Raw genomic sequence first — 21,034 nt, 5'->3', positions numbered from 1 at the left:
TTAACATAAGTCTTATTATACGACAACAGGTTAGCGGCGGCGCTCTGTCATGAGGCGGCTTCTGTCAACGGCCGCGATGATCGCGATCGGGCTCACACCGCTCGCTGCCAAACCCGTTGCCGCACAAGGCTACCAGATCGACTGTGCGATCCTGTTGTGCCTCGCAGGCGGTTGGCCCGCGTCGGTTCCCTGTGCCCGCGCGCGCGCGGAGTTCATCCGCCGCATAACACCCTGGCCGGTCGAGCCACCACTGCAGATCTGGCGCTGCCCGATGCGCGCGGCGCTTGAAACGCCGGACCCAGTCGCGCGCCTTTACAGGCTGGCGGGGGTCAATCCCGGGCCAGCAGTTTCCCCGGCCCCCCAGATGGAAGGGCTCCATCTCGCGCAGGCCGTCGGACATGGTGCTGATATCGATGTCAGTGGGTCCGCCTTTGCCTTCATCCGCTCCATTGATGTGTTTGACGCTTCTTTGTCCCAGGGGGTGGTTGGCGAAGGTGAGCATTGTCGACGCACGGACCTGATCCGGCATGGTTCTTACGACAGCACGGGGCAGTTTCGATGGCGGATCGCCTCCCCGGGCGACCTACCGCCAGCCTTCCAGGGCGACGAAGGTTTCGGGGCCACCTGCCCGAGCATCCGGGTCCGTGCCGTCTTTGTCGACTGGGAAGATCACGAGGGCACTTACGGCTCTGAGCAGGTCAATTACTGATCCCAAACCCCATAGAAGGACTCGACACCCCAGAAAAGAGAAACCCCCGCAAGGCGGCAACCATGCGAGGGGCTCAAAGAGCAACGGAATTGGCGTTCCGATAGGTCAACTCAAACTGTGACCCTGTTCTAGCAGCCCCGACGGTCAAGGCAAAGAAAAAACGTATCTCTTGCCGGGATGCGAATGCCCTGTTGCGGCCTTGTCCCATACTGACAAGGACAAGATATGAACTCCACTCGAAACCACCCGGCCTTGCCGGACGTCTGGACCAAAGGCGCTTTAATGGCGCTTCTCTCGGAGATAGCCCCGCATATCGGTCTGCGCCCGGCGCGCCTCGCGGTGCTGAACTACATCATCGGGCGCACCCGCGCCTCCGACTGGATCTCCCCGCACCGCGAACCGGTGTTCTTTGGGGCGCAAGACCTCGCAGCGGTCGAACTTGGCAAGACGCCGCGCCAGTTGCGCTCGGATGAGGCCGCGCTGGCAAGGCTCGGCCTGATCGTCAAACGCGTCGCGGCGAACGGGGCTCGCTATGGCCGCGCCGGTCTCGGCTTGATCCTCACGCCGCTGATCGCGCGCCTGGAGGAGTTCATAGCCCTTCGTGACCGGCTCCGCGCGGAACGGAAGCATTTGCGCGCTTTAAGGGATCTTCGATCACTGCGTCTGCGGCAAATGAAGCGGTGCATCGCTGCCCTGCCCTCCTGGGCCACTGAGGATCCGGAGGTCACAGATATTCTTGCCAGTTTCGCAAGCTGGCCACGCAGCGATGCGTTGAGCCATCTTGGTTTGGACCGGCTTACCGCCCATCTGCAGGCGAGTTCCGAATTATGCAGCCGTATCGATGACTGGTTTGAAAAACATTGGCTTTCTTCCGGCGAACCAGCGGAAAACTTCCGGCCCTTTACACAGAACACCAAGGAAGAAATTCAAAATGTAGAAGAGCCCTCTGCTGTGGATAACTCCGCAAGATGCGAAGAAGTTGCAGAGAGTGAATTGCCGCCATCACTTCCCTGCCCCGCGCCTCCCACTCTGACGCCTGGGATCCTTTACGCAATTGCAGGTGACGGGCTGCGCATGATGCTTGACGCGCGCCAACAAAAGAACGCGCCGCTCAGGGAACGCGACATCATTGAGGCCGCCTGGCGGCTATTGCCCATGCTCGATATACATCCGTCAGTCTGGTTTGAAGGCCAGAGCACCTTGGGCGACCACGGATTGGCGCTCTGCCTTCTTCTGGTTGATGCGGGGCGAGATCACCCCACATATCCCGTTCGCAATCCGGGCGGATTGATGCGCGAGATGATCCGGCGGGCCAAGGCAGGGAGGCTAGACGTAAATCCGAGCCTTGCAGCCCTACGACGGCGACGCTCTGGTGTGAATTCTGCGGTAACTCGTGCGGTAACAGACGCCCTGGAACCAGCATATATATACTCGTGGGGTGTACGGAAAGCTACAAGAACAACTTCCCATTAACTGTCCGCTATCAGCGCCAATAGGGCAGTTGAATTTTCTGGGTTGATGGCTCACATCCGTTTGGCGACTTCTTCGAGCATGACCTCGGTGGCGCCCCCGCCTATGGCCTGAACGCGGGCGTCGCGCGACATGCGTTCCACCGGCGTTTCGCGCATGTAGCCCATGCCGCCATGAAACTGCACGCAATCGTAAAGCACGCTGTTCACCAGTTCGCCGCAATAGGCCTTGACCATCGAGACCTCCTTGACGCAATCGCGGCCCGCCGCGTCCAGCCTGGCCGCGTGATAGGTAAGCTGGCGTCCGGCCTCGATCCGGGTCTGGCAATCGGCCAGCCGCTGGCGCACTGCCTGCTTGTCCCAGAGCACGCCGCCGAAGGCCTTGCGCTGCCTGACGTAATCCACCGTCATGTCGAGCGCGGTCTGCGCTTCGGAGCAGGCCATCGCGCCCAGCACGATCCGTTCGTTCTGGAAGTTCTTCATCACCGAATAAAAGCCCCGGTTGACCTCGCCCAGCACGTTTTCGGCCGGGATGCGCACATCCTCGAAGATCAGCTCGGCAGTGTCCGAGCACAGCCAGCCGGTCTTGTTCAAGGCCCGGCCGACCGAGAATCCGGGCGTGCCCTTTTCAACCGCGAATATGGTGATCCCGCGCGAGCCCTTGGCGTCGGGGTCGGTTTTCGCGCCAACGAAATACAGATCGCCATGCACCCCGTTGGTGATGAACATCTTGGTGCCGTTGAGCACCCAGTCCGAACCGTCGCGCACCGCGCGCGTGCGCATCCCCGCGACATCGGAACCGGCGCCCGGTTCGGTCACGGCCACGGCTGCGATCTTTTCGCCCGAGGTGATCAAAGGCATCCAGCGCGCCTTCTGTTCGGGTGAGCCCGCGTTTTCCAGATGCGGCGAGGCCATGTCGGTATGCACCAGAACCGTGGCCGAAAAGCCTCCGAAGGTGGAACGCCCCACCTCCTCGGCGAGCATGACGCTCGACATCACATCCAGCCCCGCGCCACCATATTGCGGATCATAGCGCATCCCCAGCACGCCCAGATCGCCCATTCGGCGCAGCACGTCGCGCGGCACCATGCCGTCCTGTTCCCAGGCGTCGGCCTTGGCCGTTACTTCGGTTTCGATGAACCGGCGCAACTGCGCGCGGATCAACTCCAGGTCTTCGTTGAACGGGCCTGTGGCCGCATCGATGGGGTCTTGTCTGGTCATGGGGTTTCCTCCGGGTCTAGTTTTACAAGGGGGGCCTGCCCGGCGACCGTATCGCCGGGCGCGCAGTAGATTTCAGCCACGGTGCCCGAAACGGGGGCGGTCAGGCTTTGCAGCAGTTTCATCGCCTCAAGCACCACCAGCGTGTCGCCCGCCGCCACCCGGTCGCCGCGCGCGACGCGCAGCTCGACCACCGCGCCGGGCATCGGGGCGCGCAGGGTGTCTGCCCCCCCGGCCTGTTTCGAGGCGCGTTGCAGGTGGCGGTCTGCCAGCGTTTCAAACCCGAAGGTGGCCATGCCGTCGGGGGTGGACAGGTGCACCTGCCAGTGATCCCTCGCGCGGCGCAGATGGGCGGTGCGGACAAGGGGGATACCGTCGATGCGCCCGGTCAGGCGATTGGCGGCCAGGTCCGGCAATTCAACGGTCAAATCGGCACAGTCGGGCAATATCATCGCCAGTTGCGTTGCATCGCCCGCAACGCGGGTAGGGTCGTCATCGCCCAAGGCCCAATAATATGCCGCCCCCGTCCGACCCGCGGGCGCGGTCAGACGCCAGGCCCCCAGCGTTTGCCACGGGGTGTTGCCGGTCTTTGGCGCAAGATGCAGATGCAGGGCCAGTGACGCCAGCGCGCGGCTTTGCGCATCGGGTTCCGGGGGCGTCCATCCGCCCGGAAACAGATCGGCCAGCCCGGCGGTATGATGCCGGAGCGCGGCAAAATCGGGATGCATCAGCAAGGCGCGCTGAAAGGCAAGGTTCACCCCCACCCCGCCCACGGCGAAGCGATTGATCGCGGCCACGCTTTCGCGGATCGCCTGTGCCCGGTCGGGGGCATGGACGATCAGCTTGGCCAGCATGGAATCGTAGTGATGGCCGACAACCGAGCCTTCGCCGACCCCGGTATCGAGCCGAACGCCCGAAGGCGGTGCCCAAAGCGTGATCGTGCCGGTTTCGGGGCGGTAGTTTTCAGCCGGGTTTTCGGCGGCGATGCGCACCTCGATGGCATGGCCGTCGAAGCGCAGATCGGTTTGCGCAAAGCCAAGCGCCTCGCCCCGCGCGATGCGCAATTGCCATTCCACCAGGTCGATCCCGGTGATCGCCTCGGTCACGGGATGTTCGACCTGAAGGCGGGTGTTCATCTCGAGAAAGTAATACGCGGCGTGCTCGGAGTCATAAAGATATTCCACCGTCCCGGCAGAGCGGTATCCGATCGCCTGCGCAAGCCGCACGGCGGCTGTGCGCATGTCGTCGCGCAGATCGTCGGGCAGATCGGGGGCCGGGGCCTCTTCGATCAGTTTCTGGTGGTTGCGCTGAAGCGAACAGTCGCGGTCGCCCAGGTGCAGCACGGTGCCGTGGGTGTCGCCCAGCACCTGCACCTCGACATGGCGGGCGCGGGGGGCATAGCGTTCCAGGAACACCGCCGGGTCGCCGAATGCGCCCTGCGCCTCGGCGCGGGCAGCGGCGATCGCCTCGGGCGCGTCGGCCATGTCGGTGACGAGGCGCATCCCGCGCCCGCCGCCGCCCGCACTGGCCTTGACCAGGAACGGCACCCCGAGCGCGCCAGCCTCTTGCAGCAGGCGCGCGTCGGACTGATCGTCGCCGCGATAACCGGGCAGCACCGGCACGCCGGCGGCCTCGGCGGCGGCCTTGGCCGCGATCTTGGAGCCCATTTTCGCGATGGCGCGCGCTTCCGGCCCGACAAAGACCAGGCCCGCCGCCTCGACCGCCGCCGCGAAATCGGCGTTTTCGGACAGAAAGCCATAACCGGGATGCACCGCGCCCGCGCCGGTGGCGCGCGCGGCCTCGAGAATTGCCGCGACGTTTAGATAGCTGGCGGACGGGGCGGCGGGGCCGATGCAGACGGCGTGATCGGCCTCGGCCACGAAGGGCGCATCGCGGTCGGCCTCGGAAAAGACGGCCACCGTTTCCAGCCCCAGCTTGCGGCAACCGCGCTGGATGCGCCGGGCAATCTCGCCCCGGTTGGCGATCAGGACGCGGGTAAAGCTCATTTCACGCGCCAGGACGGGCTGCTCTTGTCAAGAAAGCTGTTGATACCCTCGATCCCTTCGCTGGTTTCCCAGGCATCGGCCAGCCGGTCGGCGGTGTAGATCATGTTGGTTTTCAGGTCATGTGCCGCGACATAGGCGATCAGCGCCTTGGTATCGGCCACGGCACCGGGCGCCGCCTGAAGGTGATCGTGCACCACCCGTTCAACGGCGCCGTCCAGATCGTCGGGGGCCACGACCTCGCTCAGAAGCCCGATCCGTTCGGCGCGGGCGCTGTCGAACAGGGCACCCGAAAGCATCGTCTCGCGTGAATGCACCTTGCCGATGCGGGCGACCACGTAGGGCGAGATATTGGCGGGCAGCAGGCCCAGCCTGACCTCGGTCAGGCCAAACCGCGCCCCCTCGGTGCCGATGGTGTAGTCGCAGATCGAAATCAGGCCGACCCCGCCGCCATAGGCCGGGCCGTTGATCCGCCCGATCAGCGGCTTGGGCATTGTGTCGAGCCGGCGCAAAAGCTGCGCAAGCGTGGCGCTTTGCTCGACCCGCTCGGCGCGGGTCTTTTCGATATTCGAGGCGAACCAGTTGAAATCTCCCCCGGCGCAAAAGCTCTTGCCGCTGCCGGTCAGTACCACGATGCGCACATTGTCGTCGGATGCCAGCCGCCCGGCTGCGTCATCGAGTTCCGCGATCAGCGTGCCGTTCAGGGCATTGTGTTTCTCGGGTCGGTTCAGGGTTACGGTGGCGACACCGCGCGCATCGGTCCCGATCAGGAGGGTTTCATACGTCGTCGTCATGTTATTGCCTCACATTCTGAATACGGGTGTATGGCGCCCTGCCCCTGGCACCGATGTTACGATGGCCAGGCACAGGCCAAGGATGTCGCGGGTCTGGCCCGGTTCGATCAGCCCGTCATCCCAAAGCCGCGACGTGGCATAATAGGGATCGGACTGTTCGCCGTATTGGGCGCGCACCTGCGCCTCGATCCGGGCCATGTCGGCCTGCATCCGGTCAGGGTCGCCGCCTTTCTGGCGGCGCAGTTCCAGCATCACGTTGGTGGCGATATCGGCCGACATCGTGGCCAGTTCCGCCGTGGGCCATGCGAACAGGAAATCCGGCCCGAAGCCGCGCCCGCACATGCCGTAATTGCCCGCGCCATAAGAGCCGCCCAGCAGGACCGACATGCGCGGCACCTTGGCCACGGACATGGCATAGACCAGCTTGGCGCTGTCCTTGGCGATGCCGCCGCGCTCGGCCTCTGTCCCGACCATGAAGCCCGAGATGTTGTGCAGGAACAAAAGCGGGATATTGCGCTGGTCGCACATCGAAACAAACTGCGCCCCCTTGAGCGAACTGTCCGACAGAAGCGCGCCGTTATTGGCTAGGATGCCGACGCGATAGCCATGGATGCGCGCCGTGCCGCAGACCAGCGTCTCGCCCCAGCCGGGCTTGAATTCGCGGAATTCGCCCGCGTCGATCATGCGCAACAGAACCTCGCGCATGTCATAGGGCTGTTTGCGGTCGGCGCTGATGATGCCGGGCAATTCGGAGGGATCGTGCGCGGGCGGTTCGGGGGCCGTGTCGGGCCGCATTTCGCGCGGCTGGCCAAGCCCGGCCACGATGTCGCGCATCAGCGCCAGCGCATGGTATTCGTCCTCGGCAAGATGGTCGGACACACCCGAAACGCGCGAGTGCATTTCGGCACCGCCAAGTGTTTCGCCATCGACCTCTTCGTTGATCGCCACCTTGACGATCGAGGGGCCGCCCAGATGGATACGCGCGTTGCCACGCACCATGATGACCTCGTCCGACAGGGCGGGAATATAGGCGCCGCCCGCCGTGCAGCCGCCGAACACCGCCGAGATCTGCGGCAAGCCGCTGGCCGACATGTTGGTCTGGCGATAGAAGGAATTGCCGAAATGCCGGGCATCGGGAAACACCCGGTCCTGTTCCGGCAGATAGGCGCCGCCGCAATCCACCAGATACAGGCAGGGCATCCGGTTGTCCGCCGCGATTTCCTGGGCGCGGATGTGTTTCTGCACGGTCTCGTGGTAAAAAGAGCCACCCTTCACCGTCGCATCATTGGCGATCACCATGCAGGGCAGCCTGTGGACGATGCCGATACCGGTCACGATCCCGGCGCCGGGAACTTCGCCCCCGTATTGCCCGTAGGTCGCGAGCGACGACAGCTCCAGAAACGCCGTGCCCGGATCGACCAGCAGGTCGATGCGTTCGCGGACCAGCAGCTTGCCGCGCTTGCGGTGACGCTCAACCATGTCGGGGCGGCCGCCCGACGTGGCCTCGGCAATCCGCGCGCGCAGGGTTCCGATGCGCGCGCTCTGCGCTGCGTGATTGCGGGCGTAGATCTCCGATGCGGTCAGCACTGCTGTTTCAAGGCGCGCCATGTGTCAGGTCTCCTGTTCTTCGAGTATTCCGTGGAGGAACACATCGGCATAGGTCTGCGACAACGCATCTGCACTGCCGCGATCTGGGTCGAACCATTCAAGTGTGGCATTCAACGCGCCAATCAGCATTAGGCGCAGGCGGCGAATGTCGAGGCCGGCTTTCAGGGCGCCGTTTTTCTGCAGGCGCGACAACAGGGCGTCCCATTCGCCCTCATAGGCGCGGCGGGTGGGCAGATTGGCATCGCGGACGGATTGCGGCACCTGCCCGAAAATGCGCACATTGGCCGAGGAATAATCGCTTGCATCGAGAAGCGCGCGCAGATGCGCCCCGATCGCGGCTCGGAGGATCGATTCGGCGTCGGCCTCCTCGGGCATGGCGGCAATGGCCTGTCGCACGCTCTCGTGAACGGTGCGGATGCCAGCGTCGAGTATCTCCACGACTATCTCATCCCTAGAGCCAAAATGGTAATAGATGCTGCCCGCCTTGATCCCCGCAGCCTCGGCGATCTTTCGGAGAGATACGCTCCCGTAGCCGTGATCACGAAAAAGCCGCGCCGCAACATTCAGCACGCCCTCGCGGCCCACAACGATGCGCGGGGTCTTGCTGGTCTCGCTCATCGTCGCATCCGGCAAGGCTTTTCTTCCGTAATTTACATAACTAACATATGTTAGGCATTTCAGCACTACCCTGTCAACCATCTCGACACGTTGATAGGCGGTTTTTGAAATAGCCTTGGCCCTGTCGACGTCCTGATGAGTCGTCAAGACATATGGGGCCATCGTAGGCGCCCTGCTGCCGAAACAGTGCAACCAGGTTTTTCGCGCTGAGTTGGTTTGCCCTGACCGCAGGTGCCATCACATCCTAGCCATATAGCCTTCGAATTTTTCTGCCTTGTGACATGGAACAATCCTGACATGGCCCACTTAAGCCTTGTCGCGCTTTGCGTTCTTTAATTTTTGATTCGGCGTACTATCAACGATGCGCAGGCTTGTCTCGCTGCCTGAGTCGCCGCACTTTCCGCTGATTTCGACCGTCTTTTGATCAAAGTAGACACTTACCAACTTCTCGTCTCAGTTCGAGCGCCAGAGGTCGGGCAGTTGTCGTGTTGCCAAAGCCTCCCCGCATCTTCCTTTCGCTTTGGGTGCAACGTCACGTCGGAAAAAGCTTGGCTTGATCTAATTTCTAACATGTGTTTGATTTCAGTGGACGCGATTGGCACTCTGTTCGGCAGGTAAAGACATGAGCGAAGAAAAAGCGCGGCGCTTTGCGCCAGACCTCATTGTCGGCCAAGTCGCGCTAGTTATCTGCTCCGGTTCGGGTATGGGTCGGGCCACGGCGCTGGAAATGGCTTCTTGCGGGGCTAGGCTGGCACTGTTTGCGCTCCGTCAGGAGCCACTGGAAGAGACCGCCCGGATGGTCCGCGCGGCGGGTGGCGAGGCCGTTGTCGTGCCCGGCGGCACCCGCGAAGAAGATAGTATAGAGGCCGCGATGGCGCGTATAAAGGACCAATATGGGCAGCTTGACGTCCTGGTGAATAACGCGGGCGGCCAGTATATCGCGGCGGCGCGCGACATCACCAACAAGGGCTTCGAAGCGGTGATCCGCAATAATCCGATCGGATCGTGGCAGATAACCCGCTGTGTGGCCGATCATTTCATGTGTGGCAATGGTGGCTCCATCGTCTTTGTGGCCGCCATTTCAGCGCGCACCGCGCTCACTGGTTTAACCCATACCGTCGCCGCCCGCGCCGGTGTGACGGGCATGATGAAGACGCTGGCTGCCGAATGGGGCGAATACGGTATCCGCCTGAACTGCGTCGCGCCGGGAACAATCAAGACCGAGGCGCTTGGCCGCTACCCCATTCCACCGGAACGTTGGAAGGAACTCAACCGCTCGGTCCTGAACCGTATGGCCGTGGCCGAGGACATCGCCAGCACGGTCATCTTCCTCGCGTCCAGATTGGGGGATTTCATTACTGACGAAGACATCTATATAGGTGGCGGGGAAACCCTGCACATGGGTCACGATGCCCGTGACATGATAAATCCTGAAATGTTCGAGAAGCGCGAACGAGGAGATGGCAAGAATGAGTAACCCCCCCGTTCTTCTGAATATCTCCGACAGGATCGCCACGGTCACGCTGAACGATCCGGAACGCCGCAATCCGGTTACCGGAAACGACATGATCGCCGCCCTTCTGGACACATTCGCGCAGGTGCAGGCAAACCCCGATGTTAGCGTCATGATCCTGACAGGCGCAGATCCGGCATTTTGCTCCGGTGGCGACATTAAGGAGATGAACGACCCCGAAAGTGTCTTTCGCAAGGAACCGCTTGCGGCAGCGCAAAGCTATGTCGACGGGGTGCAGCGCCTGCCCCTGGCGCTTTACAATCTAGACATTCCGACCATAGCCGCGGTCAACGGCCCGGCGGTTGGCGCTGGATGCGACCTGACCATGATGTGCGACATGCGCATCGCTTCGGAAAAGGCACGGTTCGGCGAAGTGTTCCTGAATCTCGGCATCATTCCAGGCGATGCGGGTAGCTGGTTCATGCTGCGCCGTCTAGGCCACCAGAAAGCCGCCGATCTGACCTTTTCGGGACGCATGGTCGATGCCGCCGAGGCGCTGGAGCTTGGCATGGTGCTGGAGGTCGTGGCCCATGACAAACTCATGGACCGCGTCGGCGAACGCGCAGCCGTCATCGCATCCAAGCCACCTCGAGCGGTGCGTGTCGCCAAGCGCCTGATGCGCAATGCCGAGCGGATGGATCTGCCGGATTTCCTGAATTCTGCGGCGGCCTATCAGGCCTTGATGCATCAGACCGAAGACCACCACGAGGCGGTTGCGGCGTTTCTCGAAAAACGAAAACCGAACTTCACGGGGCGCTAGGGGAATAATGTATGCCTGACATCACACGGGAGAAAATGGACCAGATCGCACAGATGTGGAATGCGCGCGGTAAGGGTCTGATTAACCATATGGCGCTCGAGATCGAAGAAGTATCGACCGAAGGCGTTCGGGTGAGGATGCCGTTCAATCCGGATTTCTGCGTTGACAGAGATCAGACCCTGCTTCACGGCGGCATCCTGACGGCCCTTCTCGACAGTGTATTCGGACTTGCAAACTTTATTGCCATCCAGGGTGTCAGCACGATGGCAACGCTTGACCTAAGGGTCGATTACCTGCGGCCTGTACATTCCCGAGCAGATATCTTCGTACGTGCCAATTGCTATCGTCAGACTCGTCATATCGCCTTCAATTCTGGCAATATCTGGTTCGATGGCCATGAGGATGAGGAAATCGCTCGGGGATCCGCCTCGTTTGCCTTGACGCGAGGTGAAACCAGCCTGTTTGACGCCGAGACAAGGGAAAAATGACCGTGATGACCTTGCAAACCGTCAATGCAAATCTAGCCCGGGTGCCGTTCTTCCGATTTCTCAATTTCGAGGTCCAGAGCATGGACAGCCTCCATGCCGAAGCCGAGATGATCTTTTTAGAACGCCATATCGGCAACCCGGTCATGGAGCATTACCACGGCGGCATAATCGCAAGCTTCATGGAAGCCATTTCTGCAATCGCTGTTCAGCCGGATTTTGCGGATGTCCCGGCCAAGCCGATCAATCTTACCGTCGATTACCTCAGGCCGGGCGTGAGAGGACCGCTCTATGCCCGCGCTACGGTGGCGCGCAAAGGCAAGCGCATCGCGAGCGTCAGGGTGATGGCATGGCAGACGGACCAAGAAAAACCAGTCGCGGAAGGGCTTTACCACTTCCTTTTGGTCTGATCGCTATAGTTGCGATCATTAAATTCCTGTTTGTGTGGCGCAACTGGCGTTCTCCCTGTCGCAGATCCCTTCAAGAAGAAGTCTGATGAGCATGTCAGAAAACTCGGGCAGTGAAAGATATCCCTGCTTTTCTGCCTTGTTGGGATCGAACCACTCCACCGTCCAATTCAGGGCGCCCAACATAACCTGACGCAGGGGGATAATTTTGATATCGGACCTAATGGCGTCGTCTTCTTGCGCTTCGCGAAGAATTCTGTCCCAGAGTCGTCCGTATTCATGTCGAATTTTCCTGTGTCGCTCCCTGAAATGTTTGGGCAGCATACCGTAGCTTCTGATGTTAGCAGAAGTGAATTCGCTTGCCTTGAAGAGAAAATGAAGATGTGTCCAGATTGCGGTCGCGATCCTTGCGTGATGGTCATATGGCTCATGAAATTCTTCGACTGCGGCACCGACACCAAATAGCAAATCGCTCAATCCGGCGTTCAGGACCTCGTTTACGATCTCTTCTTTGGATTTGAAATGGTAGTATACGCTGCCTGCCTTCATATCAGCTTCCGTCGCGATCTGTCTTAGCGTTGTGGCTTTGTAGCCATTGTCCCTGAGCACACATGCTGCCGCCCTCAGGATTTCCGCGCGGGTATTTTCGGCCTTGTTGATCGATTTAGCAGCTTGGACGGGAATGGCGGCGCTTGTCTTCTGCCCCTCTGTGTTGGCTCTATGGCGTGTACACATTCCGTCGAGTATCAGTTTGCTCATGCGGTCCGAGAGGACACTCACGGGATACCGTTCCACATCATACCATTCAACAGTCCAGTTCATTGCGCTCAAAACGAACTGGCGGATCGCGGTTATGGAAATGTCGCTTCTCAGGTGGCCGGCACGCTTCGCGTCTTCCAGAAAACTGCTCCATACCTCTGCATACGCGGCACGCAACTCACGGTGTGGGGCGCGGGCTTCATCCGACAGCATCGGATAGTTCCGGATATTGGCCGAGGTGAAGTCGCTGTCAGTCAAGAGAAAGGTGAGGTGCGTTTCGATGAGAATGGCGAAGGTCTTGCGAAAGTCCTTTATCTTTGCCAATCGGACGATGTTGTGGACCTTTTCGTAGAGTTCCCGAACCCCGATATCCAGCACTTCGCTCAGAATTTTATCTTTTGAGTCAAAATGATAATATATGCTTCCAGCCTCTATTCCAGATTTCTGCGCGATGTCGCGCATCGTTGTCGCATAGAAACCTTCGTGCCGGAAAAGGTGCGCAGCCGCAGAAAGAATCTCCCCGCGGGTCCGCTCCGATTTGCTCAGATCGTCTTCCGTATTCTTGATTGCATCAAATGATCGTACCATTGGCTGTCGATACTTGTCTGTCGCAAGAGTGTCCATTGCAATAAATCTAACACTTGTTAGAATGAATGAAGGGACACTTCGAATCAAGTTCTTTACCAAGTTGATAGCGGAAAAGGAGAACCTCCCTATGAGAGGATTGAGAGGAAAACGCGTGATCGTAACCGGCGGCGGCAGCGGCATCGGACGCGCGGTTTGCCTACGTTTCGGAGAAGAAGGTGCCGAGGTTGCGATCTTTGACATGAACGAAAACGGATCGCAGGAGACGGCCAGTTCGATCCAGAGCGCGGGCAGAAAGGCCCAAGCTTTCAAGGTGGACATCAGTGACCGCGCCCAGGTCGACAAGGCCGTGGCCGAGTTCGAGGCGGTTGGCGCGATTGACGTGCTGGTGAACAATGCGGGATGGGATGAGATCAAGCCCTTCCTCGATACGGACGAGGCCCTTTGGAAGAAGGTCATCGACATCAACCTTTACGGCCCGCTGAACATGCATCACGCGGTGTTGCCGGGGATGGTCAGGAACGGTGGCGGTCGCGTGGTCAACATCGCCTCGGACGCCGGTCGCGTCGGCTCGTCGGGCGAGGCTGTTTATTCGGCTTGCAAGGGCGGCATCATCTCGTTCACCAAAACCGTTGCGCGGGAACTGGCGCGCAAGGGCGTTCAGTTGAACGCGGTCGCCCCCGGCCCGACCGATACGCCGCTTTTTGCTCAGATCGCCCAAGGCGAGGCCGGTGCAAAGATCGCCGAAGGTCTCAAGCGAGCCATCCCGATGAAGCGTCTGGCGCAACCGACCGATTACCCGGGGATCATCTGCTTCCTGGCTTCCGACGACGCCGGGTTCATTACCGGCCAGGTCATTTCGGTTTCAGGTGGCTTGTCGATGCACGGGTGATCGCGTCGCGATGCGATGTGATACGGCACAGCCGTAAGGCCGTGCCACAGGCGCGGCCTTGTCTGGCTTAGAGAAAGGTCAAGGATGTTCCAGCCATCTCCTGACATTCAGCGTTCAAGTACCCTTGCCGCTTTTCTGGCTGACTTTGCCGCGGACAGCTATGAAGATCTCGCCCGCCGCGCCAACGCCGAGCCGGACTGGTTCTGCCGCCGGATCATCGACCATGCCGGCATCCGGTTCAGCCGCCCCTACTTACAGCTTCGCGATATTTTCAAGGGACCCGAATCGATCCGATGGGCCGTTGGCGCCGCTCTGAACCTGACAGAGACATGCCTTGATGCGCGCATCGAGGAGGGGTTGGCGGACAAAATGGTGATCGACTGGGTCGGCGAGGATGCAAGCCGCCGCTGTTGGACCTATGCCGAGCTTGCCGCCGAGACCGCGCGCGTGGCATCAGCGCTTGCCGCGCGCGGGGTGAAACCGGGCGAAAGGGTGGGCATCTACATGCCGATGATACCCGAAATCGAAGCGGCCCTTCTGGGTATTGCCCGGCTGGGGGCCGTGGCGGTGCCGCTGTTCTCGGGCTTCGCGCCGCCTGCCATCGTCAGCCGCCTCCAGGATGCCGTGGCGGTGGCGGTTCTGACGGCGGATGCCACGCCCCGGCGCGGCAAGCCCGTCTGGATGGAGGCCGCGCTGGCCGAGGCGCTGACCGAGGTGCCCGCGGTCCACACCGTCATCAGCCTGCGGCGATTCGGGGGCGTAGTGGCCTATCCGGCGCGCGATCTGGACTGGCAGGAGAGTGTCGGCAAGGCCGATCCGACACGCCCCGCCCATCCGGTCGAGGCCGACGCGCCGCTGCTGATCGCCTATACCTCGGGCACGACCGGCAAGCCCAAGGGCGTGGTGCATACCCATCTTGGTGTGCCGGCCAAGGCCACGGCGGATTTCCTGCTGTGCCTCGACATGAAGCGCGACGACCGGCATCTGTGGATGACCGATATGGGCTGGGTGATGGGGCCGCTCACCCTTCTGTCGGTGCTGCTTTCGGGGGCTACGCTGGTTCTGGCCGAGGGCGCGCCGTCGATGCCCGGCGATCCGTTCCGGCTTCTGCGCATCGCCGCAGAGATGAAGGTGACCCATCTTGGCGTTGCGCCCACGCTTGTGCGCCAATTCATGACGCAGGATCCCGCGCCGCTCTCTGATTATGACCTGTCGTCCTTGCGCATCGTCGCCTCGACCGGAGAGCCATGGACAGAAGATGCCTGGCTTTGGCAGCTTGACCATATCTGCCGTCGCCGCGCCGTGCCGCTGAACATCTCCGGCGGGACCGAGCTTTTCGGGGCGATCCTGACCTCGACCGTCCTGCACGAGCTCAAACCCGGCGGGTTTTCGGCCCAGGCCCTCGGTGTGGGCACGAAAGTGCTGCGCGAGGATGGCAGCGAGGCCGCACCGGGCGAGGTGGGCGAACTGGTCGTGAGCCAGCCGCCCATGGGCCTGACCCTGGCGATCTGGGGCGACCGGCAAAGATACCTCGAAACCTACTGGTCCACCTTCCCCGGTGTCTGGCGGCACGGCGACTGGGTGCGCTGCGATCCGGACGGCACATGGTATATCCTCGGCCGGTCGGACGACACGCTCAACATCGCCGGCAAGCGCATCGGCCCGCCCGAGATCGAGGCGGCCCTGACCGGCACCGGTGAGGTGGTGGACGCCGCCGCCATCGCCGCGCCCGACTATATCAAGGGCGTGGCGGTGGTCTGCATCTGTGTCGCGGGACCGGGTGTGACGCCCGACGCGGCCCTCGTGGACCGGCTCAAGGACCGGGTGGGCGAGGTCGTCTCGAAACCCTTCCGCCCGCGCGAGATCCATTTCGTCCAGGCGCTGCCCAAGACCCGCAGCATGAAGACGATGCGCCGGATCGTCCGCGCGGCCTTTTTGGGCGAGGATCCGGGCGACCTGTCCTCGATCAGCAATCCCGAAACCATGCAGCCCATTGCAGACCTGCGAAAGGAAAAGTCATGATCACCGTCTTCGGAGCCACCGGCAACACCGGCTCGCCGCTTGTCGATACGCTTCTTGCCAAGGGGGCGGCCGTGCGCGCCGTCACCAGCGATCCCGCCAAGGTCGCGCCCCTGTCGGCAGAGGACTCCAAGGCAGCCATGATCGCCGCCGGGATGCAGGAAGAGGTCGCCGCGGCCATGGTTGAACTCGCCTCGATCGCCCCCAAGGGCTATCTCGCGGGGATCGAGACCACGGTGAGCGACGTGCTCGGGCGCCCGGCCCGCTGCTTGCGCGATTTTGTCGCCGAGAATCGGGATGCCTTCGTCCAGTGACCTGACGGCGGCGCCGTTTTATCTCGAGTTCGCACCGCCTGCGGGCGTGGAAGCACAGGTCGAGACTCTGTACGTTTTCCGCGACGCTGGCGTGCTGAGCCGTCGCGGAAGGGGGCTGTTCGCAACCGATCTGTTCGACCTGTCGGTGAGCGTTCTCAGCGCCTGCGATACCGGCCAGCATGTGTCGCTCGCGCCACCCCGCCCCGGCTTCGTTCCCCGCCGGGCGTCTTTTTGCGGCATCGTGGCCGGGCTTCGGCTGTCGTCGCGACCGCAGCGCATGCCCCCGGCCGAGACTTTCGACTCTTTGGCTTCGATCCTGCGACGGGTCAGGGTCGGCGATGACGGGATGCCTGCACTTGTCACCGCACTCGATGGATTGGCCGAAGACCTGTCATTCGCGGCGATCCCGCAGGCGTTCAGCGACCGGACCGAACGCCGCAGAATCCGGGCAGAGACCGGCATGTCACGAAGACGGCTCGCCGCGATCCGGCGTTTTCGCCGTCTGGTTGACGAACTTGCCTGCCAGACCCTTCCGTTGAGCGATCTCGCCCTGGACGTCGGATTTTACGACCAACCGCATATGTCATCCGCTTGTCGGGCCTTTGCCGGCATGTCCCCTGGGGCGCTTCGCGGTCAGGCGGCGCGGCAACCCCTTGGCCATTTCTTACAAGATGAGCGGCTGAAGACCCGTGTAAAACATATCATCAACGGATAACGAGAGGAGCAAAACCAGACCATGCCGAAATTCGAGCCGCGAGACCCCGATTTTGATACGCGTGTGCGCGACAGTTTCAACCGCCAGAACGTGATGCGCACGATGGGGATCACCATTGCCGAGCTTGCGCCCGGTCATATCGTTCTGGAAATGCCGCATGATGACGCGCTGACCCAGCAGCACGGGTTCCTGCACGCTGGGGTCGTTGCGACCGCGCTTGACAGTGCGTGTGGCTATGCCGGGTTTTCGCTGATGCCCGCCGAGGCTGCGGTGCTGACGGCGGAATTCAAGATCAACCTGGTCAACCCGGCGAATGGCGCGCGGTTTCGCTTTGTCGCCGACGTGCTGAAACCGGGGAAAACCCTGACCATCTGCGAGGCGCGCGCCTATGCCGTGAAGGGCGGGGAGGAAAAGCTCGTCGCCACGATGACCGCGACGCTGATGGCGATGGTGGGGCGGACCGGCGTGGCCGGGTGAGGACGCGGCGCTTGCCCTCGTGATTTCCCGCGCCGATCGGCTCTCCATGCAGGCGGTATCACCAACCGCCTGCTGACCTTGCCTGTCCCCGGCCGCTGTCGGGTCAGAGACCTTGCGCCAGACGTACCCCTTCATCGATGGCGCGCAAGGCATCAAGTTCGGCGGCCTCCTTTGCCCCGCCGATCATCGTGACGGGGACGCCACGCGCGGCGAGGGCCTCGGCCAGGGCGCGTTCGGGTTCCTGCCCGGTACAGAGCACGATCGTGTCGGCGGCGATGACCTCTGGCTTTCCGTCCACGAGTATATGCAGCCCCGCGTCGTCGATGCGGTCATAAACCACCCCGCCGATGGCCTCGACCCCATGCTTGCGCAGCGCGTTGCGCAGGATCCAACCCGTCGAAACGCCAAGCCCGGCACCCGGTTTCGAGGTTTTTCGCTGAAGCATGACCACCTTGCGCCGCGATGGTGTCGATGCCAGCGGATCGCCCACCAGCGCGCCCGACGCGGCGAATTCCGGGTCTACGCCCCATGTCTCGCAGAATGTGTCAGCGCTGTGGACCTCTGCCGATCCGGTCACGAGGAACTCGGCCACGTCATGGCCGATGCCCCCTGCCCCCATCACCACCACCGTATCGCCCGCCATGCTTTCGCCGGACAGGATTTCGGCATAGGTCGCGACCTTGGGATGGTCGATGCCCGGCAGGTCGGGAATGCGCGGCGTCACCCCGGTGGCGATAACCACATGGTCAAAGCCGGTCAGATCACCGGCGTCAGCCCGCTGCCCCAAACGCAGCTTGACCCCGTGTTTTATCATCTGACCGGTATAATACCGCAGGGTTTCGTCGAACTCATCCTTGCCCGGCGCGGCGCGCGCCAGGTTCAATTGCCCGCCCAGCTTGTCCTGAGCCTCGAACAGGGTAACGTCGTGGCCCAGCCGCGCCGCCTCGGTGGCCGTGGCCATTCCTGCGGCACCGCCGCCGACAACGGCCAGCTTGCGCGGCTGCGCGGCGGGGGTATCGCGGAATTCGGTTTCGTGGCCCGCCCGGGGATTGACCAGGCAACTCACCGGCCGGTCGGAGAAGATGAAATCCAGGCAGGCCTGGTTGCAGGCGATGCAGGTGTTGATCTCGTCCGCGCGGCCCTCGCGCGCCTTTTTTACGAAATGCGGATCGGCTAGAAAGGGGCGCGCCATCGAGATCATGTCTGCATCCCCTGAGGACAGTATGTCCTCTGCCATTGCGGGCGTGTTGATCCGGTTGGAGGCGACCACCGGGATCGACACCGCCGCCTTGATATTGGCCGCCGCCTTGCGCCAGGCCCCGCGCGGCACCGGATAGGCAATCGTCGGCACGCGTGCCTCGTGCCAGCCGATGCCGGTGTTGAGAATGTCGGCCCCCGCCGCCTCGATCTTGCGCGCGAGCGCGGCAATTTCATCTGCGGGCGCGCCGCCCTCGATCAGGTCGGCCGCCGAAATCCGATAGATGATCAGGAAATCCGGCCCGCACCGCTCGCGCACCGCGCGCACAATCTCGACCGGAAAGCGATGGCGGTTCTCGGCGCTTCCGCCCCAGTCGTCTTCACGCTTGTTGGTATGCGTGACGGTGAATTCGTTGATAAGATAGCCCTCGGACCCCATAATTTCCACGCCATCGAACCCCGCTGCCTGCGCATTGGCGGCGGCTTTGGCGAAATCTTCGATAGTGCGGCGGATATCGGCATCGGTCATTTCACGCGGAACGAAACGGTTGATCGGTGCCCGGATCGGAGTTGGGGCAACGCAGCCTTCGATCTTTGCATAGCGCCCGGCATGAAGCAGTTGCGCGCAGATCAGGCTGCCTTCGGCCTGGACCGCCTCGCAGATCGGGCGCAGGTGCCGCGCCTGATCCGGGTCATCGATGCGCGGACCTTCGGGATCGAATATCCCCTCGGCATTGGGTGAAAACCCGCCCGTGACCAGAATCGCCGCCTCGCCACGCGCTCTTTCGACGTAAAAGGCGATCTGTTTGGCGAGACCGTCCGGCTCGGTTTCCAGCCTGGTGTGCATCGACCCCATGATAACACGGTTTCGCAACATGTGCCCGCCTGCGCGGATGGGCGAAAGCATGGTCCCGAAGCTTTCCCTCTGCGTATTTTCCACTGTGAACGCTCTCCTCAAAACTTCGCTTGATCTATATTCTAACATTCGTTAGATTTTTGGAAAGAAGAATTTTCAGTCACGGGGAGGAGCACCGATGCAATTCCAGCCAACAGAAGATCAAAAGGCGTTTCGCGAAACCGCGAAGCGATTCGCCACCGAAAAGCTAGCGCCCGGCTACCAGCAGCGCGCAAGCGGCCACACCTTTGATCGCGCGCTGATCAGGAAAATGGGCGCACTGGGTCTAATCGGTGCCGATCTGCCCGAGGCATTCGGCGGGCTTGGCGAAAGCTCCGTCACTGCGGGACTCATAGTTGAAGAGATCGCCTATGCCGATTTCAACGCAAGCTATGTCCAGCTTCTCGGCTCTCTCATGGGGGGAATGGTGGCCAAGCACGCCTCCAAGGATATCGCGTCGGAATGGGTGCCCAAGGTTGTCTCGGGGGATGCCGTCATTGGTCTGGGCCTGACGGAGCCGCGCGGCGGATCGGATGCGGCGAACCTGGTTCTCAAGGCCACCAAATCCGGCAACGGCTGGCGGCTGAACGGCGAGAAGACCTCGATGAGCTTTGCGTCCCAAGCCGACGCAGCCGTGGTGTTTGCACGCACGGGCGATCCTGACGGGGGCTCGCGCGGGGTCAGTGCCTTTTTCATCGATCTGAACCAGGAAGGCATCACGCGCACCCATTTTGACGACATCGGCACCAAGCCGGTTGGGCGCGGATCGGTGTTTTTTGACGATATTTTTGTTCCGGCCGAAAACATGATGGCCGAACAGGACCGCGCCTTTGGCACGATCATTGTCACTGTACCCTAATTGATCAGAATCTGCGGGTTCAGAGTGATTAGGGGCAAAATTGTACCCTTAATTACAATATTTCCACAGGTCATGTTGCAGGACGACGCTCAACGTTTTGCCTACCTTGGAAGGCCAATATCCGTTTGCCCGCCACAAGAGGCGGCTACGTTTTCCACAATTTCGACCGTCTGGCAATTAAGGGTGCAGTATTGCAATAAACGGCACAATACGGAAATTAAAGGTACAGATCGCCATTGAAATTGTTGGGAAATTTCAATCCAGATTCTGATTAATTAGGGTACAGTGACACAATGGGCCGGACATCGAAGCCATCCGCGCCTGCGCGAACTGATACAGAGAATTCAACCGGAAGGCCCGCCATCACTGGTGGGCCTTTTGCGTTTAACGAACGGACCGCTTTGCGGCAACATTCTCTTTTCCGGGCGTAGCTGACCCTCGCGCAAGCAAGAAATGTTGATGGTCTAAAGAAAATATCGCCTGCCTTCGCCACGATTTAGAAGCTGGCGCTACTCTACAAAGGCATTTTGTTCCAAGGGTGATCCCTACCTACTTGAAGCATGAACCACTTCAACCAGAGGCTGTTCCGGTTTTCGAGTCGGTGCTTTCTTCTTTTGGTGGACGGATACGGAAAAGAAGTGCGTAAAGTACCGGCACGGCGACAAGGGTCAGCACCGAGGCAAACGCGAGGCCACCCATTATCGTCACCGCCATAGACGCGAAAAACGCATCCGGCAG

The 21,034-nt window shown here is 61.5% G+C and carries 19 protein-coding genes; 12 read left to right on the top strand and 7 right to left on the bottom strand.

What is annotated here, in order from left to right:
- The first annotated feature begins 49 nt into the window (after window positions 1-49).
- Both ABIE58_RS18485 and repC read left to right on the top strand, forming a co-directional pair.
- Window positions 50-709 carry a hypothetical protein gene (locus tag ABIE58_RS18485; RefSeq protein WP_348409309.1) on the top strand — a complete coding sequence of 220 codons (660 nt, stop codon included), beginning with the start codon at window positions 50-52 and terminating at the stop codon, window positions 707-709.
- A 225-nt stretch (window positions 710-934) separates the two neighbouring features.
- Window positions 935-2,182 (top strand): replication initiation protein RepC, encoded by a 1,248-nt coding sequence (gene repC, locus ABIE58_RS18480; RefSeq protein ID WP_348409308.1) that lies wholly within the window; start codon window positions 935-937, stop codon window positions 2,180-2,182.
- Between the two features lie 50 nt (window positions 2,183-2,232).
- Here repC and ABIE58_RS18475 read toward each other — a convergent pair whose 3' ends face one another.
- Genes ABIE58_RS18475 through ABIE58_RS18455 form a run of 5 tightly spaced genes read right to left on the bottom strand, consistent with a single transcriptional unit; the run spans window position 2,233 to window position 8,566 of the window.
- On the bottom strand, window positions 2,233-3,399 hold the full coding sequence (locus tag ABIE58_RS18475) for an acyl-CoA dehydrogenase family protein (RefSeq protein ID WP_037239494.1): 1,167 nt from the start codon (window positions 3,397-3,399) through the stop codon (window positions 2,233-2,235).
- Window positions 3,396-5,402: an acetyl/propionyl/methylcrotonyl-CoA carboxylase subunit alpha gene (locus ABIE58_RS18470; RefSeq protein ID WP_037239497.1), complete on the bottom strand. Its 2,007-nt coding sequence runs from the start codon at window positions 5,400-5,402 to the stop codon at window positions 3,396-3,398. The genes ABIE58_RS18475 and ABIE58_RS18470 overlap by 4 nt, the downstream gene beginning before the upstream one ends.
- A complete protein-coding gene (locus tag ABIE58_RS18465; RefSeq protein WP_037239499.1) occupies window positions 5,399-6,193 on the bottom strand; it encodes a crotonase/enoyl-CoA hydratase family protein in 795 nt (264 codons plus the stop codon). Before ABIE58_RS18465 ends, ABIE58_RS18470 begins: the two co-directional genes overlap by 4 nt.
- A gap of 9 nt (window positions 6,194-6,202) precedes the next feature.
- Window positions 6,203-7,801 carry an acyl-CoA carboxylase subunit beta gene (locus ABIE58_RS18460; protein ID WP_037239501.1) on the bottom strand — a complete coding sequence of 533 codons (1,599 nt, stop codon included), beginning with the start codon at window positions 7,799-7,801 and terminating at the stop codon, window positions 6,203-6,205.
- 3 nt (window positions 7,802-7,804) lie between these two features.
- Window positions 7,805-8,566 carry a TetR/AcrR family transcriptional regulator gene (locus ABIE58_RS18455; RefSeq protein ID WP_354546134.1) on the bottom strand — a complete coding sequence of 254 codons (762 nt, stop codon included), beginning with the start codon at window positions 8,564-8,566 and terminating at the stop codon, window positions 7,805-7,807.
- Between the two features lie 475 nt (window positions 8,567-9,041).
- Between ABIE58_RS18455 and ABIE58_RS18450 the strand changes: the two genes are divergently transcribed.
- From ABIE58_RS18450 to ABIE58_RS18435, 4 genes are read left to right on the top strand one after another with little or no spacing between them, the layout of a single operon-like run.
- Window positions 9,042-9,896 (top strand): SDR family NAD(P)-dependent oxidoreductase, encoded by an 855-nt coding sequence (locus ABIE58_RS18450; RefSeq protein WP_037239505.1) that lies wholly within the window; start codon window positions 9,042-9,044, stop codon window positions 9,894-9,896.
- Window positions 9,880-10,692 carry an enoyl-CoA hydratase-related protein gene (locus tag ABIE58_RS18445; protein ID WP_354546133.1) on the top strand — a complete coding sequence of 271 codons (813 nt, stop codon included), beginning with the start codon at window positions 9,880-9,882 and terminating at the stop codon, window positions 10,690-10,692. Before ABIE58_RS18450 ends, ABIE58_RS18445 begins: the two co-directional genes overlap by 17 nt.
- 11 nt (window positions 10,693-10,703) lie before the next feature.
- Window positions 10,704-11,180, top strand: a complete 477-nt coding sequence (locus ABIE58_RS18440; protein WP_037239510.1) for a PaaI family thioesterase — start codon at window positions 10,704-10,706, stop codon at window positions 11,178-11,180.
- Window positions 11,177-11,587 carry a PaaI family thioesterase gene (locus tag ABIE58_RS18435; protein WP_037239512.1) on the top strand — a complete coding sequence of 137 codons (411 nt, stop codon included), beginning with the start codon at window positions 11,177-11,179 and terminating at the stop codon, window positions 11,585-11,587. The genes ABIE58_RS18440 and ABIE58_RS18435 overlap by 4 nt, the downstream gene beginning before the upstream one ends.
- 18 nt (window positions 11,588-11,605) lie before the next feature.
- Here ABIE58_RS18435 and ABIE58_RS18430 read toward each other — a convergent pair whose 3' ends face one another.
- Window positions 11,606-12,931 (bottom strand): TetR/AcrR family transcriptional regulator, encoded by a 1,326-nt coding sequence (locus ABIE58_RS18430; RefSeq protein WP_037239514.1) that lies wholly within the window; start codon window positions 12,929-12,931, stop codon window positions 11,606-11,608.
- Between the two features lie 127 nt (window positions 12,932-13,058).
- Here ABIE58_RS18430 and ABIE58_RS18425 point away from each other — a divergent pair, with 127 nt between their 5' ends.
- The 5 genes from ABIE58_RS18425 (at window position 13,059) to ABIE58_RS18405 (ending at window position 17,345) form a co-directional block, all read left to right on the top strand.
- A complete protein-coding gene (locus tag ABIE58_RS18425) occupies window positions 13,059-13,820 on the top strand; it encodes a glucose 1-dehydrogenase (RefSeq protein WP_354546135.1) in 762 nt (253 codons plus the stop codon).
- Window positions 13,821-14,177: 357 nt separating this feature from the next.
- A complete protein-coding gene (locus ABIE58_RS18420; RefSeq protein ID WP_354546132.1) occupies window positions 14,178-15,842 on the top strand; it encodes an acetate--CoA ligase in 1,665 nt (554 codons plus the stop codon).
- A complete protein-coding gene (locus ABIE58_RS18415) occupies window positions 15,839-16,153 on the top strand; it encodes an NmrA family NAD(P)-binding protein (protein ID WP_037239520.1) in 315 nt (104 codons plus the stop codon). Before ABIE58_RS18420 ends, ABIE58_RS18415 begins: the two co-directional genes overlap by 4 nt.
- A complete protein-coding gene (locus tag ABIE58_RS18410) occupies window positions 16,137-16,868 on the top strand; it encodes an AraC family transcriptional regulator (RefSeq protein ID WP_037239522.1) in 732 nt (243 codons plus the stop codon). The genes ABIE58_RS18415 and ABIE58_RS18410 overlap by 17 nt, the downstream gene beginning before the upstream one ends.
- 21 nt (window positions 16,869-16,889) lie before the next feature.
- Window positions 16,890-17,345, top strand: a complete 456-nt coding sequence (locus ABIE58_RS18405) for a PaaI family thioesterase (protein ID WP_037239524.1) — start codon at window positions 16,890-16,892, stop codon at window positions 17,343-17,345.
- Window positions 17,346-17,448: 103 nt separating this feature from the next.
- Here ABIE58_RS18405 and ABIE58_RS18400 read toward each other — a convergent pair whose 3' ends face one another.
- Window positions 17,449-19,449, bottom strand: coding sequence for an FAD-dependent oxidoreductase (locus ABIE58_RS18400; RefSeq protein ID WP_037239527.1), 2,001 nt, complete (start codon window positions 19,447-19,449; stop codon window positions 17,449-17,451).
- A gap of 127 nt (window positions 19,450-19,576) precedes the next feature.
- Here ABIE58_RS18400 and ABIE58_RS18395 point away from each other — a divergent pair, with 127 nt between their 5' ends.
- Window positions 19,577-20,296, top strand: a complete 720-nt coding sequence (locus ABIE58_RS18395) for an acyl-CoA dehydrogenase family protein (protein ID WP_354546131.1) — start codon at window positions 19,577-19,579, stop codon at window positions 20,294-20,296.
- Window positions 20,297-21,034 lie beyond the last annotated feature (738 nt).

This window comes from Roseovarius sp. MBR-78 (genome assembly GCF_040547535.1).
GTDB lineage: Bacteria > Pseudomonadota > Alphaproteobacteria > Rhodobacterales > Rhodobacteraceae > Roseovarius.
Note: the sequence above shows the minus strand (reverse complement) of the source record. Positions and strands in the feature narration are given on the sequence as shown.

Coding starts and splice junctions, on each gene's coding strand:
- ABIE58_RS18415 (WP_037239520.1), top strand. CDS start 15,839: ATGATCACCGTCTTCGGAGCCACCGGCAACACCGGCTCGCCGCTTGTC.
- ABIE58_RS18440 (WP_037239510.1), top strand. CDS start 10,704: ATGCCTGACATCACACGGGAGAAAATGGACCAGATCGCACAGATGTGG.
- ABIE58_RS18425 (WP_354546135.1), top strand. CDS start 13,059: ATGAGAGGATTGAGAGGAAAACGCGTGATCGTAACCGGCGGCGGCAGC.
- ABIE58_RS18430 (WP_037239514.1), bottom strand. CDS start 12,931: ATGGTACGATCATTTGATGCAATCAAGAATACGGAAGACGATCTGAGC.
- ABIE58_RS18465 (WP_037239499.1), bottom strand. CDS start 6,193: ATGACGACGACGTATGAAACCCTCCTGATCGGGACCGATGCGCGCGGT.
- ABIE58_RS18470 (WP_037239497.1), bottom strand. CDS start 5,402: ATGAGCTTTACCCGCGTCCTGATCGCCAACCGGGGCGAGATTGCCCGG.
- ABIE58_RS18460 (WP_037239501.1), bottom strand. CDS start 7,801: ATGGCGCGCCTTGAAACAGCAGTGCTGACCGCATCGGAGATCTACGCC.
- ABIE58_RS18485 (WP_348409309.1), top strand. CDS start 50: ATGAGGCGGCTTCTGTCAACGGCCGCGATGATCGCGATCGGGCTCACA.
- ABIE58_RS18475 (WP_037239494.1), bottom strand. CDS start 3,399: ATGACCAGACAAGACCCCATCGATGCGGCCACAGGCCCGTTCAACGAA.
- ABIE58_RS18435 (WP_037239512.1), top strand. CDS start 11,177: ATGACCGTGATGACCTTGCAAACCGTCAATGCAAATCTAGCCCGGGTG.
- ABIE58_RS18450 (WP_037239505.1), top strand. CDS start 9,042: ATGAGCGAAGAAAAAGCGCGGCGCTTTGCGCCAGACCTCATTGTCGGC.
- ABIE58_RS18410 (WP_037239522.1), top strand. CDS start 16,137: ATGCCTTCGTCCAGTGACCTGACGGCGGCGCCGTTTTATCTCGAGTTC.
- ABIE58_RS18405 (WP_037239524.1), top strand. CDS start 16,890: ATGCCGAAATTCGAGCCGCGAGACCCCGATTTTGATACGCGTGTGCGC.
- ABIE58_RS18395 (WP_354546131.1), top strand. CDS start 19,577: ATGCAATTCCAGCCAACAGAAGATCAAAAGGCGTTTCGCGAAACCGCG.
- repC (WP_348409308.1), top strand. CDS start 935: ATGAACTCCACTCGAAACCACCCGGCCTTGCCGGACGTCTGGACCAAA.
- ABIE58_RS18400 (WP_037239527.1), bottom strand. CDS start 19,449: ATGCTTTCGCCCATCCGCGCAGGCGGGCACATGTTGCGAAACCGTGTT.
- ABIE58_RS18445 (WP_354546133.1), top strand. CDS start 9,880: ATGGCAAGAATGAGTAACCCCCCCGTTCTTCTGAATATCTCCGACAGG.